Raw genomic sequence first — 14,127 nt, forward strand, 5'->3', positions numbered from 1 at the left:
CCGCGTGGCGCTCACTCGGCGGCTCCCTGCTGCAGCCGTTCGAGCCGGTAGCCGTAGCCGTAGATCGGCGCGAGGCGATAACCGTTCTCGGGCCGCAGCGCCAGCTTGGTGCGCAGCATCGAGATGTGGGTGTCCATGGTGCGCGAGGGAACGTCGGTGGCCTGCTTCCAGACCAGATCGAGGATGTGCGCGCGCGAGAGCGGCTGATCGACGTGCTGGAACAGCAGCAGCGCGAGATCGAATTCCTTCTGCGTGAGGTTGACCGGCTGCTCGGCCACGAAGGCCTGCTTCAGGCAGGTGTCGAAGCGGTAGCCGTCGAATTCGCGGATCGCCGCCTCGTTGTGGGCCGGATAGGCGCGGCGCAGCAGGGAGTGGATGCGCGCCTGCAGGATCGGCGCGGACACCGGCTTCACGACGTAGTCGTCGGCGCCGGCATTGAGGATTTCCGTGATGCCGGCCTCGTCGTCGCGGCTCGTCATGAAGATGATCGGCAGGCGATGTTCGACCTGGTTCTCGCGCACCCACTTCAACAGTTCCTCGCCGGACAGGTCGGGCACGTTCCAGTCGAGCACCAGCAAGTCGAAGGTCTCGCGCTGCAGGCGCTTCTTCAGCGCCTTGCCCTCGCTGAACGCGTAACAGGTATGGCCGACCACCGTCAGCGCCTGGCTGACGAATTCCGTCTGCGACTCGTCGTCGTCCAATACAGCAATTCTCATAACACCCCGCAATGCGAACTCGGCGGCAAACCGTTCCGCGTTCCGCGCCTGATCGCGCGAACCGCCTGCCAGCCCGTGGCCTCGGACCGGCAGGACCACCGCAACGCGGCGTCCGTTCCTATCGTGTCCGGATCGCCGTTCTTCTCAAAATCCGGTCGTACTTCCTCCAGCCGCCTCGCAACCGCCACGCGCCGCGCAGCGCGCGGCCGCCCCGGCGGCTGCCCGGCCGATGATTGCCGGGATCCGGACCGGACTTGAAACTGTATGGTGTCTCACCGATGCGGCGCCGCGCTTCACGAGGCGCCGCGCCATGCCGATGGCGCCGGCCGGCTGGGCATGCCGGCCTTTGCAGCGCAGTATAAATAGTAGCCTATCGAGTGTCGTTCAAGAATTGTCAGATCGTTAATAATCACCGGCAAAACCACGGCGATTCAAATCCGCGCTTATCGAATAACACATCGGCCATTTTCTTGCATCGCCTGTGATGCGCTTTTCATCGGCCATTGATTTCAAAAAATGACAATTATCGAGCCTCGGCCACCCATGCCGATCCCGCGCCCGGCAACGATATCGGCCGCACGGCTCGGGCCGCGATAATCGCGCGCCAATCGGTTCGGCCAAACCGGCGAGCAATTCTGCATTTATTTAAAAATGCCGCACGCGGCGCCGGCCCATTGGCCGTGCGGGTGAATGACGGGCGGCGGAGGGGCACGGCGGAGGGGCACGGTGGAGAAGCGCGGCGCGCGGGCCGCGCAAAAGAAAACCGCCGCCGGGGCCTGAGGCCCGGGCGGCGGCATCGCGGCCGGCGGCACCGTCAGCGGCGGCGCATCAGGAACACGAACGCCTTGTCCTGCGTCGAGGATTCGACGATCTCGTTGCCGGTCTGCTTCGCGAACGCGGCGAAGTCGCGCTGCGAGCCGGGATCGGTGGCGAGCACCTTCAGGATCTGCCCGCTCTGCATGTCGGCGAGCGCCTTCTTGGCGCGCAGGATCGGCAGCGGGCAGTTGAGCCCGCGCGCATCCACTTCCTTGTGAACTTCCATCGGCTATCGACCTTCGTATGACGCGCCCGCGCCCGACGCGGCGCGGAATCGAGCCGCGATTTTACCGCAGCGCGCCGCCGCGTGCCGGCCGCCCGGCATTTGCGCGGCGCGCGACGGGGCCGCGCCGTGGCGGCGGACCGCCCTCGCCTGCGCACGCCTATAGCTCGACGGCACGCCCGGTGGCCAGCGCCTCGCGCATCGCGTGACCGATGCGGGTGGCCTCGCGCGCGTCGGCCAGCGTCGCGCCGCCCGAGTCGGCGCCGTCGCGCACGGCCGCCACGAACGCCTGCGCCTCGATCAGGAACGCCTCCTCGAAACGCTCGAAGAAGGTCGGCGTGCAGGTGTTGCGGATGCCGGTGGCGTCGTGGATCTCCACGCGGTTCGCGCGCGGATTGCGGCCGATGGTCAGCGCGCCCGCCGTGCCGATCACCTCCGAGTGCGAGTCGTTGCCGTGCGCCATGGTGCGCGAGGCATAGAACATCGCGAGCGCGCCGCCCTCGAATTCGCAGATCGCCACGCCATTGTCGACGTCGCCGCAGGCGCGCAGCCCCTCGTGCAGCGCGACCGTGCCGGCCGCGAACACGCGGGTGGCGCGCGGCCGGCCCAGCAGCCAGCGCGCCACGTCGATGTCGTGGACCGAGCAGTCGAGGAAGATGCCGCCCGAGCCCGGCGCGAAGCGCACGAAGAAGCCATCCGGGTCGTTGCGGTCGGCGGTCTGCGAGCGCACCAGGAACGGCCGGCCGATGGTGCCGGCGGCCACCCGCTCGAACGCGTCGCGGTAGCTCGGATCGAAGCGGCGCATGAAGCCGATGGTGGCCTGCAGATGCGGCCGCGCGCCGGCCTCGGCGATCACGCGCTCGCACTCGGCCAGGTCCAGCGAGAGCGGCTTCTCGCAGAACACGTGCTTGCCGGCGCGCAGCGCCGCGACGATCTGCTCGGCGTGCAGCGCGGACGGCGTGACGAGCCACAGCGCATCGAGTTCCGGGTCGGCCGCGAGCGCGGCGAAATCCGCGTGGACGCGCGGCACCTTCAGCGTCTCGCGCGCCCACGCGCGCTCCTCGGCCACCGGGCTGCAGGCGGCCGCCAGCACGGCGCCCGGCACGCGCCGCGCGAGGTTCTCGGCATGGCGGCGGCCGAGCCGGCCGAGCCCCGCGATGCCGATCCGCACCGGCGCGGCCGGGCTTGTCACAGTCTGCATGGCGGCTCCCTCAGGCGGAGGCGGCGGCGCCGTCGGCGAGCCGCACGATGCGCTGCTCGCGCCACGAGCGCGTGGCCGCCTCGGCCAGCTCCAGCGCCTTCACGCCGTCGGCGATGGTGGTGCGCACCGGCTCGCCGCGCGTGAGCGCCGCGAAGAAATGCGCGATCTCGCGCGCGTAGGCGGCGCGGTAGCGCTCCAGGAAGAACGCCTCGGGCAGGTCGTTCGACACCGCGCGCGCCGTATAGGCCGTCACCTCGGTGGGCCGCAGGTTGCCGGCCTGCAGCATGCCGCCGCTGCCGAGCAGCTCGAAGCGCTGGTCGTAGCCGTAGGCGGCGCGCCGCGAGGTGTTGATCTGGCAGAGCCGCCCGGCCCGGGTGCGGATCGTCACCGCGGTGGCGTCGATGTCGCCCGCCTCGGCCACCGCCGCGTCGGTCAGGCAACTGCCGGTGGCGTGCAGCGTCTCGGCCTCGTCGTCGAGAATCCAGCGGAAGATGTCGAAATCGTGGATCAGCATGTCCTTGAAGATCCCGCCCGAGCGCTTGAGGTAGGCCACGGGCGGCGCGCCCGGGTCGCGGCTGGTCACCACCAGCATCTCCGGCGCGCCCACCTCGCCCGCGTCGATGCGCGCCTTCACGGCCTCGAAGGTCGGATCGAAGCGGCGCTGGAAGCCGATCATGCAGACCACGCCGGCGCGCGCCACCGCGGCCTCGCAGGCACGCGCGCGTTCGAGCGCGAGATCGACCGGCTTCTCGCAGAACACGTGCTTGCCGGCCGCGGCCGAGCGCTCGATCAGGTCGGCGTGCGTGTCGGTGCTCGAACAGATCACGCTGGCGCCCACCGCGGCGTCGCCGAGCGCGCCGTCCACGTCGGCCGCCTGCGCGCCGTGCTCGGCCGCCAGCGCGGCGGCCGCGGCCGGGTCCACGTCGATCACGTACTTGAGCCGCACGCCCGGCTGGCGCGCGAGATTCGCCGCATGGATGCGGCCGATGCGCCCGGCGCCGAACACGGCGACGTCGATCGTCGGCACTGCTTCAGTCATCGTATCCTCCAGTGTCCTTCACTTCTTCCACGTTCAGTTCGAGCCGGTACGCGAGCGCGATGAACAGCGCCTGGCACAGGCAGATGGTGCTCGTGAGCGAGCGGAACGCGAACGCGCTGCCCTCCTTCACGAGCAGATGCGCGCTCGCCTCGCGGACCAGCGGCGAAAGCCGGCTGTCCGTGATCACGAGCGTGTTCGCATGGTTCAGGCGCGCGGCGCGCAGGCAGTACCGGGTCTCCTTGCCGTAGGGCGCGAAGCTGATCGCGACCACCACGTCGCCGCGCCCGACGCTGCGGATCTGCTCGCGGTACATGCCGCCGAGCCCCGACACCAGGTGCACGCGCCGCGCCGTGTGCTGCAGCGCGTAGACGATGTAGCTCGCCACCGGAAACGACCGGCGCACGCCGATCACGTAGATGTTCTCGGCCTTCTCGAGCATCGACACGGCCGCGTCGAACTGCGTGTCGTCGAGCCCCGCCGCCAGCTCGTCGAGACCGGCGCGCGAGGCCTCGATGAACTGGTGCGCGACGGCCGGCACCGACAGCGCGCCGCGCCGCTGGTCGATCAGCGAACGAATCCGCTGCCGGTAGCTCTGCCCGGCCGGATTCTGGCCCGTGTAGGCGTCGCGAAACACCGCCTGCAGATCCGAGAACCCCGAGAAGCCGAAACGCTGCGCGAAGCGCACCACCGCCGACGGATGCACGCCGCAGCGCTCGGCGATGTCACTGGTGCGATCCATCATCACGTTGGCGCGATGCTCGTCGATGTACGAGGCGATGCGCTTCAACTGCCTCGGCAGCGCGTCGTAAGCCTCGGTGATGCGCTGCAGCAGCGCGTCGACGGGCGTCTCGGAATGCGGTGTCTCGTCCATGGTGTGCGGCTGCGCGGCCCCGCCGCGCGAGGCCCGCGCGGCACCGGGCGCCATGCCGATGTCGTGAGCCGAGTATAGGCAGTTCGCCGTCGAAATGGAACAAATTTTCCATTTACATTTGAAATAAAATTTTCTTTGCAATCGCTGGCGAGTTGACCTAATCTTGCTCGTGGACGGCAACGTTCGACCCATAACAGAACCGACACAGGTGGAGACATGAGACTTTGCAATGGCAAGGCCGGCTTTCGCGCGCCCGCAATCAAGGCGGGTCTTCGAACGCTCGTCGCGGCGCTGGCCTGCGCGGCCGGCCTGGCCGCCACGGCGGGCAGCGCGCAGGCTGCCGACGCCCGCTTCGTGCTGATCAGCCACGCGCCCGATTCCGACTCGTGGTGGAACACCATCAAGAACGCGATCAAGCAGGCCGACGAGGACTTCAACGTCACGACCGACTATCGCAACCCGCCCAACGGCGACATCGCCGACATGTCGCGCCTGATCGAGCAGGCCGCCGCGCGCGACTACGACGGCGTGATCACCACCATCGCCGACTACGACGTGCTGAAGAACTCGCTCGGCAAGGTCACCGCGAAGAAGATCCCGCTCGTCACGATCAACTCGGGCACCGAGGAGCAGAGCGCGCAGCTCGGCGCGATCATGCACGTGGGCCAGCCAGAGTACGTGGCGGGCCAGGCGGCCGGCGAAAAGGCCAAGGCCGCCGGCGTCAAGTCGTTCCTCTGCGTCAACCACCTGGCCACCAATCCGGTGTCGTTCGAGCGCTGCCGCGGCTTTGCCGACGCGATCGGCGCCGACATGAAGAGCTCCACCATCGATGCCGGCACCGACCCGACCGAGATCCAGTCGAAGGTCAGCGCCTACCTGCGCAACCATCCGAAGACGCAGGCGGTGCTGACGCTCGGCCCGGTGCCCGCCGCCGCCACGCTCAAGGCGCTGCAGCAGATGGGCCTGAGCGGCAAGCTCTATTTCGCCACCTTCGACTTCTCCGACGACATCGCCCGCGCGATCCGCAGCGGCGCGATCCAGTTCGCGATCGACCAGCAGCCGTACCTGCAGGGCTACATCCCGGTGGCCGTGCTCGCGATCGTGAAGAAGGACAAGACCACCGATCCGGTGAAGATCCGCCAGATCCTCGAGGCCAATCCGAAGTTCCAGGCGCGCCTTGCCACCTACGGGCTGCAGCCGTCCTACGGGCCGCGCAACATCCGCTCCGGTCCGGGCTTCATCACGAAGGACAACCTCGACAAGGTCGTGAAGTACGCGGGGCAATACCGCTGAAGCGGCGCGTGGCGCGGCCGCAGCGCAAGCCGGCCGCGCCCTGCTCATCGTCATCGTTCATCGCGCGGCGGCGGCGCCGCGCCTCTGTACCGACGCGGCGGAGTGGCCCTGCTCCGTGCGCGCCGGGCATCAAGGAGACATCATGGGTGTAGCCGGCAAGCATCTGACAGCGCAGACGCAGGACACGCCGCCCGCGGGCGGCCGGGCCGACGAGCGGCTGCGCGGCGAGGCGTGGTACTCGCGCCTGCTCAACCGCCCCGAATTCGCCGCGATTTCCGGCGCCGTGCTGGTGTTCGCGGTGTTCGCGATCGGCGCGGGCGGCTCGGGCATGTTCAACCTCGACGGCATCATGAACTGGTCGCAGGTGGCCGCCTATCTCGGCATCCTCGCGGTGGGCGCCTGCCTGCTGATGGTGGCGGGCGAGTTCGACCTGTCGATCGGCTCGATGATCGGCTTCTCGGGGATGATGGTGGCGATCCCCACCGCCTATTTCCACTGGCCGATCTGGGCCGCCGTGCTGTTCGCGTTCGCCAGCTCGATGGCGCTCGGCGCGCTGAACGGCTATCTCGTGATGCGCACCCGGCTGCCCTCGTTCATCGTCACGCTGGCATTCCTGTTCATCCTGCGCGGCCTCACGCTCGCGCTGTCGATCATGTTCGCCGACCGCACCATCATCTCGGGCATGGGCGACTACGCCCACGCCGATCCGTTCACCCATCTGCTGTTCCAGGGCGTGGCCTTCCACGACCTGTTCCGCTGGCTCGCGCAGGCCGGCATCGGCGGCCTGCTCGACAACGGCGAGCCGCTCGTGCCGGGCGTGCCGAAGGTGATCCTGTGGTGGTTCGCGGCCACCGCGATCGGCGCGTTCGTGCTGGCCAAGACGCGCTGGGGCAACTGGATCCTCGCCGTGGGCGGCGACGCCAACGCCGCCAAGAACGTCGGCGTGCCGGTGCGCCGCGTGAAGATCCTGCTGTTCGTGCTGACCGCGTTCTGCGCCTGCCTGTTCGCCGTGCTGCAGGTGGCCGACATCGGCTCGGCGGCGGCCGACCGCGGGCTGCAGAAGGAGTTCGAGGCGATCATCGCCGCGGTGATCGGCGGCACGCTGCTCACGGGCGGCTACGGCTCGGTGATCGGCGCCGCGTTCGGCGCGCTGATCTTCGGCGTGGTGCAGATCGGCATCACCTATACCAACATCAGCTCGGACTGGTTCCGCGTATTCCTCGGCGTGATGCTGCTGCTCGCCGTGCTGTTCAACCACTATGTGCGCCGCCGCGTGGCGCAGTCGTAAGGGAGCCGAATCATGTCCACGCCTTCCTCTTCCGCCTCCCCGTCCGGCGTCGCCGCCGACACGATCCTCGAGCTCGACGGCGTCAGCAAGTTCTTCGGCAAGGTCATCGCGCTGTCCGGCATCAACCTGCGGCTGCGCCGCGGCGAGGTGCATTGCCTGCTCGGCGACAACGGCGCCGGCAAGTCCACGCTGATCAAGACGCTGGCCGGCGTGCATCAGCCCTCGGAGGGCCGCTATCTGGTGGACGGCCGGCCGGTGGCGTTCACCTCGCCGAAGGACGCGCTCGACCTCGGCATCGCCACCGTCTACCAGGATCTCGCGCTGGTGCCGCTGCTGTCGGTGGCGCGCAATTTCTTCATGGGCCGCGAGCCGCGGAAGAAGCTGTTCGGCCTGCTCAACGTGATGGACCTCGACACCAGCGCCGAGGTCGCGCGCGCCAAGCTCGCCGAGATGGGCATCCACGTGCGCGACCCGCACCAGCCGATCGGCACCATGTCGGGCGGCGAGCGGCAGTGCCTCGCGATCGCGCGCGCGATCCACTTCGGCGCGCGCGTGCTGATCCTCGACGAGCCCACCGCCGCGCTCGGCGTCAAGCAGAGCTTCAACGTGCTCAAGCTGATCCACGCCGCGCGCGCCAAGGGCATCTCGGTGATCTTCATCACCCACAACGTCCACCACGCCTATCCGATCGGCGACTCGTTCACGCTGCTCAACCGCGGCCGCTCGCTCGGCACCTTCACGAAGGATGCGATCTCGAAGGACGAGGTGCTCGACATGATGGCGGGCGGCGCGGAAATGCAGAAGATGGTCGCCGAGCTAGACGGCGCGGTGCTCTAACTCCCGACAGGAACCGACATGTCCCATTCCCCCCTCACGTTCGCGCCGGACCGCCCGCTCGACCTGATCTGCATCGGCCGCGTGGCGGTCGACCTGTACGCCGAGCAGATCGGCGCGCGCCTGGAAGACGCGACCAGCTTCGCGAAGTACCTGGGCGGCTCGTCCGGCAACATCGCGTTCGGCGCGGCGCGGCTCGGGCTCAAGTCCGCGATGCTCGCGCGCGTCGGCAACGATCACATGGGCCGCTTCGTGCGCGAGACGCTCGCGCGCGAAGGCTGCGACACGCGCCGCCTCATCACCGACGAGGAGCGCCTGACCGCGCTGGTGCTGCTCGGCCTCAAGGATCGCGACACGTTTCCGCTGGTGTTCTACCGCGAGAACTGCGCCGACATGGCGCTCGACGAGACCGACATCGACGAGGCGTTCATCGCCTCGGCCAAGGCGCTGCTGATCACCGGCACCCACTTCTCGACCGAGCGCGTCAACCGCGCGAGCCGCCGTGCGCTCGACTTCGCGCGCCGCCACCAGGTGCGCACCGTGCTCGACATCGACTACCGGCCCGTGCTCTGGGGGCTGACCGGCAAGGCCGACGGCGAGACCCGCTTCGTTGCCGACGCGGGCGTGACGGCGCACCTGCAGCGCATCCTGCCGCTGTTCGACCTGGTGATCGGCACCGAGGAGGAATTCCGCATCGCGGGCGGCAAGGACGCGCTGCCCGATGCGCTGGAGATGGTGCGCCGCGTGACGAGCGCGACCCTGGTGGTCAAGCGCGGCCCGCTCGGCTGCTCGATCATCGAGGGCGCGGTGCCGAACACGCTCGACGCGCTCGAGCTGGTGGGCGGCGTGGAGGTGGACGTGCTCAACGTGCTCGGCGCCGGCGACGCGTTCGCCTCGGGCCTGCTCTCGCAGTGGCTGCGCGGCGCCCCGCTGGAGGCCGCCGCGCGTATCGCGAACGCCTGCGGGGCGCTGGTGGTGTCGCGCCACGGCTGCTCGCCGGCAATGCCGACGCCGGCCGAACTCGAGCATTTCCTGCGCGAGGCCGAGCGCGATCCGCTGCGCATGCGCCGCCCCGACCGCGACGCGACGCTCGCGCGGCTGCACCGCGTGAGCCCGCCGCGGCGCGCGTGGGAGCAGGTGCTCGGCTTCGCCTTCGACCACCGCAACCAGTTCTTCGAACTCGCGCAGCAGACCGGCGCGCCGATCGAGCGGATCGATCACCTCAAGCGCCTGTTCGTCGAGGCCGTCGCGCAGACCGAGGCGCAGCTCGGGCTGCAAGGCCGGATCGGCGTGCTGATCGACGATCGCTACGGCCAGGACGCGCTCAACGAGGCGACCGGCCGCGGCTGGTGGATCGGCCGGCCGGTGGAGCTGCCCGGCTCGCTGCCGCTCGAATTCGACCACGGCCGCTCGCTCGGCACCACGCTCGAGACCTGGCCCGCCGAGCACGTCGCGAAGTGCCTGGTGCGCTATCACCCCGACGAGGCCTTCCAGACGCGGCTCGAACAGGAAACGCAGCTGCGCACGCTGTACGACGCGGTGCAGGCGAGCGGCCACGAGCTGCTGCTCGAGGTGATCCCGCCGCATCGCCCGGACCTGCCCGCCGGCGCCGACATCGTCTATCGCGCGCTCAAGCGGCTCTACAACCTCGGCATCCGGCCGGAATGGTGGAAGCTCGAACCGCTCGACGCGAGCCAGTGGCGCATGGTGGACGAGCTGATCGCCGAGCGCGATCCGTATTGCCGCGGCGTGGTGCTGCTGGGCCTGTCGGCACCGGCCGAGCAGCTGATCGACGGCTTCACCGCCGCGGCCGCCTCGCGCACCTGCCGCGGCTTCACGGTGGGCCGCACCATCTTCCACGAGCCCAGCCGCGCCTGGCTGGCCGGCGAGCTCGACGACGCCGGCCTGATCGCGCGCGTGCGCGCCACCTTCGAGACGCTGATCGACGCCTGGCGCACGGCGCGCGCCGGCCGCGTCGCCGCGCGCCGGGTCGCATGAGGAGCCCCCCGATGAACCATCGACAGATCGAAGCCGGCCTCGCGCCGGCCGGTGCCGCGACGGGCGGCACCGTGCGCCTGACCACCGCGCAGGCGCTGGTCCGCTATCTGGCCGCGCAGCGCGTGGCCGCCGAGCCGGACGGGGGCCGCAGTGACCGCAGTGGCGATACGGCGCCGCTGTTCGGCGGCGTGTTCGCGATCTTCGGCCACGGCAACGTGGCCGGGCTCGGCGAGGCGCTCTACCACGCGCGCGAGCTGCTGCCCACCTATCGCGCCCACAACGAGCAGGCCATGGCGCACAGCGCGATCGCCTACGCCAAGGCGCATTTCCGGCGCCGCATGATGGCCGTGACGACCTCGATCGGCCCCGGCGCGACCAACCTCGTCACGGCCGCCGCGCTCGCGCACGTGAACCGCCTGCCGGTGCTGCTGCTGCCCGGCGACGGCTTCGTCTCGCGCGCGCCCGACCCGGTGCTGCAGCAGTTGGAGGATGCGCACGACGGCGGCGTGTCCGTCAACGACGCGCTGAAGGCGGTGTCGCGCTACTTCGACCGGATCGTCCACCCGGCGCAGCTGCTCACCGCGCTGCCGCGCGCGCTGCGCGTGCTGACCGACGCGGCGCAGTGCGGGCCGGTCACGCTCGCGCTGCCGCAGGACGTGCAGGCGATGGCCTACGACTATCCGGCCGCGTTCTTCGCGCCGCGCGTGGTCGGCTTCCATGCGCCGGCGCCCGTCGAGGCCGAGCTCGCGGCCGCAGCCGGCGCGCTGCGCGCCGCGCGCCGGCCGCTGCTGATCGCGGGCGGCGGCGTGCTCTACAGCGCGGGCGGCGCGCCGGCGCTGCGCGCGTTCGCCGAGCGCCACGGCATTCCGGTCGCCGAGACCCAGGCCGGCAAGAGCACGCTGGCCTGGGACCATCCGCTCAACGCCGGCGCGCTCGGCGTGACCGGCGCGCCCGCCGCCAACGCGCTGGCCGCCGAGGCCGACTGCGTGATCGCGGTCGGCACGCGGCTGCAGGACTTCACCACCGGCTCGAACACGCTGTTCGCGCGGGCGGCCGTGATCGGCATCAACGCGAACGCGTTCGACGCGCTCAAGCACCAGGCCACCGCCGTCGCGTCCGACGCGCGGCTCGCGCTCGATGCGCTCGGCGCCAGGCTCGAGGGCTGGCGGGCCGAGCCGGGCTGGACCACGCGCGCGCAGACGCTCGCCGCCGGCTGGCGCGACGCCGTGCAGACGCTCACGAACACGCCGCCGCGGGCGCATGCGCTGCCCTACGACGCCGACGTGATCGGCGCCGTGCAGCGCAGCAGCGCCGCCTCGGCGGCCGGCGACATCGCCGTGTGCGCGGCCGGCACGCTGCCCGCCGAGCTGCACAAGCTCTGGCGCGCCGCGGTGCCGGGCGGCTATCACGTCGAATACGGCTACTCCTGCATGGGCTACGAGATCGCGGGCGGCCTCGGCGTGAAGCTCGCGCGGCCCGAGCGCGAGGTGATCGTGTTCGTCGGCGACGGCAGCTACCTGATGATGAACAGCGAGATCGCCACCTCCGTGATGCTCGGCGCGAAGCTGATCGTGGTGGTGCTCGACAACCGCGGCTACGGCTGCATCAACCGGCTCCAGCAGGCCTGCGGCGGCGCGCCGTTCAACAACCTGCTCGACGATTGCCTGCAAGGCCCGGCAGGCGCGCCCGCGATCGACTTCGCCGCGCATGCGCGCGCGCTCGGCGCCCACGGCGAGCACGTGGCCGACCTGGCCGCGCTCGACGCCGCGCTGGCCCGCGCCCGCGCGGCCGAACGCACCAGCGTGATCTGCATCGACACCGATCCGGCGCGCACCACCGACGACGGCGGCTGGTGGTGGGAGGTGGCCGTGCCCGAAGTCTCGCCGCGCGCCGCCGTGCGCGAGGCGCGGGCGAACTACGAAGCACGGCTCGCCGCCCGCGCCGGCGCCTCCGGTGCCGGCCTGCCCGCCGCCGGCTGCACCGCTGAACCCCACTCCCCGGAATCATCGACATGAGTTACGACATCCGAATCGGCATCAACCCGCTGTCGTGGATGAACGACGACCTGCCTTCGCTCGGCGGCGAGACCCCGCTGGCCGTGGCGCTGACCGAAGGCAGGCGGATCGGCTACGCGGGCTTCGAGCTCGGCAACAAGTTCCCGCGCGAGCCGCAGGCGCTCAAGGCGCTGCTGGCCGAATACGAGCTCGCGCTCGTCTCGGGCTGGTATTCGGGGCGGCTCGCCGAGCGCAGCGCCCAGGAGGAGATCGACGCGGTCGGCCCGCACCTCGAGCTGCTCGCGAAGAACGGCGCGACGGTGATGGTGTACGGCGAGGTGGCCGCCTCGATCCAGGGCGCGGCCGAGGTGCCGCTCTACCAGCGGCCGCGCTTCGTCGGCGAGGCGCAGTGGGAGCAGTACGCGCGCCGGCTCGACGAATTCGCGCGCTTCACGCTGAGCCAGGGCGTGCGCACCGCCTATCACCATCACATGGGCGCCTATGTCGAATCGCCCGCCGACATCGACCGGCTGATGGCGCTGACCGACGACGCGCTCGGGCTGCTGTTCGACACCGGCCACATCACGTTCGGCGGCGGCGATCCGCTCGCGGTGCTGGAGCGGCACATCCACCGCGTCTGCCACGTCCACTGCAAGGACGTGCGCACCGAGGTGATCCGGCTCGCGCGCAACCGCAACTGGAGCTTCCTGCAATCGGTCATCAACGGCGCGTTCACGGTGCCCGGCGACGGCGACGTCGATTTCCCGGCCGTCGTCGAGCGCCTGAAACGCCATGGCTACCGCGGCTGGTTCGTGGTCGAGGCCGAACAGGACCCGGTGATCGCGCCGAGCTACGCGTTCGCCGACCAGGGCTACCGCACGCTGCGCGCGCTGCTCGACGCGCCGCTCGCATCCACCGGCAAGGAGGCCGCGTAATGAGTTCCCATCCGAATCCGAATCCGCCCGCGAGCCTGCTCGTCAAGGCCGCCGCCAGCGGCCGGTCGATCGCCTGCGTCACGCCGGAATCGGCGCGCTGGCACCACGTGGGCTTCGCCGCATACCGCCTCGCGGCCGGCGAAAGCCTGACGATTCACGAGCCCGCGCGCGAGACCTGCCTGGTGGTGATGGCGGGCCAGGTGGACGTGGCGGACCAGGACGGCACGCGCTGGGAGGCGCTCGGCTCGCGCGAGAGCGTGTTCGACGACGCGCCGCCCGCCGCGCTCTACCTGCCGCCCGGCCGCCGCGTGACCGTCACGGCGCGGCGCGCCACCGAACTCGGCGTGGCGAGCGCGCCCGGCACCGGCCGCTATCCGCCGCGGCGCATCGAGCCCGGCCAGATGAAGCGCTCGGTGCGCGGCACCGGCGCGAACACGCGCTACGTCTGCGACATCCTCCCGCAAACCGAGCCGGCCGAGGCGCTGCTGGTGGTGGAGGTGCGCACCCCGTCGGGACATTCGTCGAGCTACCCGCCGCACAAGCACGACACCGACGACGTGCCGGCCGAGAGCTTCCTGGAGGAGACCTACTACCATCGCGTGAACCCGCCGCAAGGCTTCGTGTTCCAGCGCGTCTACACCGACGAGCGCGACCTCGACGAATCGATGGCCGTGTCCGATCACGACGTGGTGATGGTGCCGCGCGGCTATCACCCGGTGGTGGTGCCGTATGGCTATGACTCGTACTATCTGAACGTGATGGCCGGGCCGACGCGCGTCTGGCACTTCAGGAACGATCCGCAGCACGACTGGATCGCGAAGCGCGACGCGGCGCAGGCGCAGGCCGCGCAGGCGCAACGCTGAGGTCGCCAGGCCGACGGGCGGCGCTCGCCAAGCGCGGCCGGCCGCCGTCTAGCCGC

The 14,127-nt window shown here is 70.5% G+C and carries 12 protein-coding genes; 7 read left to right on the forward strand and 5 right to left on the reverse strand.

Annotation, left to right across the window (positions count from 1 at the left end; all coding sequences use genetic code 11):
* Window positions 1-11: 11 nt before the first annotated feature.
* The 5 genes from KS03_RS27410 to KS03_RS27430 form a co-directional block, all read right to left on the reverse strand.
* A complete protein-coding gene (locus tag KS03_RS27410; RefSeq protein ID WP_015876179.1) occupies window positions 12-716 on the reverse strand; it encodes a response regulator transcription factor in 705 nt (234 codons plus the stop codon).
* Between the two features lie 814 nt (window positions 717-1,530).
* Entirely contained in the window at window positions 1,531-1,758 is a 228-nt protein-coding gene (locus KS03_RS27415; RefSeq protein ID WP_015876180.1) for a sulfurtransferase TusA family protein, read from the reverse strand.
* A 157-nt stretch (window positions 1,759-1,915) separates the two neighbouring features.
* Window positions 1,916-2,956, reverse strand: a complete 1,041-nt coding sequence (locus KS03_RS27420; RefSeq protein WP_015876181.1) for a Gfo/Idh/MocA family oxidoreductase — start codon at window positions 2,954-2,956, stop codon at window positions 1,916-1,918.
* Window positions 2,957-2,966: 10 nt separating this feature from the next.
* Window positions 2,967-3,995 (reverse strand): inositol 2-dehydrogenase, encoded by a 1,029-nt coding sequence (gene iolG / locus KS03_RS27425; RefSeq protein ID WP_015876182.1) that lies wholly within the window; start codon window positions 3,993-3,995, stop codon window positions 2,967-2,969.
* Window positions 3,988-4,866 (reverse strand): MurR/RpiR family transcriptional regulator, encoded by an 879-nt coding sequence (locus KS03_RS27430; RefSeq protein WP_015876183.1) that lies wholly within the window; start codon window positions 4,864-4,866, stop codon window positions 3,988-3,990. The genes iolG and KS03_RS27430 overlap by 8 nt, the downstream gene beginning before the upstream one ends.
* A 216-nt stretch (window positions 4,867-5,082) precedes the next feature.
* Here KS03_RS27430 and KS03_RS27435 point away from each other — a divergent pair, with 216 nt between their 5' ends.
* The 7 genes from KS03_RS27435 to iolB all read left to right on the forward strand — a co-directional run bounded on the left by KS03_RS27435 (window position 5,083) and on the right by iolB (window position 14,071).
* On the forward strand, window positions 5,083-6,159 hold the full coding sequence (locus KS03_RS27435; RefSeq protein ID WP_015876184.1) for a sugar ABC transporter substrate-binding protein: 1,077 nt from the start codon (window positions 5,083-5,085) through the stop codon (window positions 6,157-6,159).
* Between the two features lie 142 nt (window positions 6,160-6,301).
* Entirely contained in the window at window positions 6,302-7,447 is a 1,146-nt protein-coding gene (locus KS03_RS27440; protein WP_015876185.1) for an ABC transporter permease, read from the forward strand.
* A 12-nt stretch (window positions 7,448-7,459) separates the two neighbouring features.
* Window positions 7,460-8,284 (forward strand): ATP-binding cassette domain-containing protein, encoded by an 825-nt coding sequence (locus tag KS03_RS27445; protein ID WP_015876186.1) that lies wholly within the window; start codon window positions 7,460-7,462, stop codon window positions 8,282-8,284.
* Between the two features lie 18 nt (window positions 8,285-8,302).
* Window positions 8,303-10,279 (forward strand): bifunctional 5-dehydro-2-deoxygluconokinase/5-dehydro-2-deoxyphosphogluconate aldolase, encoded by a 1,977-nt coding sequence (locus KS03_RS27450; protein ID WP_015876187.1) that lies wholly within the window; start codon window positions 8,303-8,305, stop codon window positions 10,277-10,279.
* 11 nt (window positions 10,280-10,290) lie between these two features.
* A complete protein-coding gene (gene iolD / locus KS03_RS27455) occupies window positions 10,291-12,294 on the forward strand; it encodes a 3D-(3,5/4)-trihydroxycyclohexane-1,2-dione acylhydrolase (decyclizing) (protein WP_045678923.1) in 2,004 nt (667 codons plus the stop codon).
* On the forward strand, window positions 12,291-13,208 hold the full coding sequence (gene iolE / locus KS03_RS27460) for a myo-inosose-2 dehydratase (RefSeq protein ID WP_015876189.1): 918 nt from the start codon (window positions 12,291-12,293) through the stop codon (window positions 13,206-13,208). The genes iolD and iolE overlap by 4 nt, the downstream gene beginning before the upstream one ends.
* Window positions 13,208-14,071 carry a 5-deoxy-glucuronate isomerase gene (iolB, locus tag KS03_RS27465; protein ID WP_015876190.1) on the forward strand — a complete coding sequence of 288 codons (864 nt, stop codon included), beginning with the start codon at window positions 13,208-13,210 and terminating at the stop codon, window positions 14,069-14,071. The genes iolE and iolB overlap by 1 nt, the downstream gene beginning before the upstream one ends.
* The last annotated feature ends 56 nt before the right edge of the window (window positions 14,072-14,127 follow it).

The sequence above is a fragment of the Burkholderia glumae LMG 2196 = ATCC 33617 genome, from assembly GCF_000960995.1.
Lineage (GTDB): Bacteria > Pseudomonadota > Gammaproteobacteria > Burkholderiales > Burkholderiaceae > Burkholderia > Burkholderia glumae.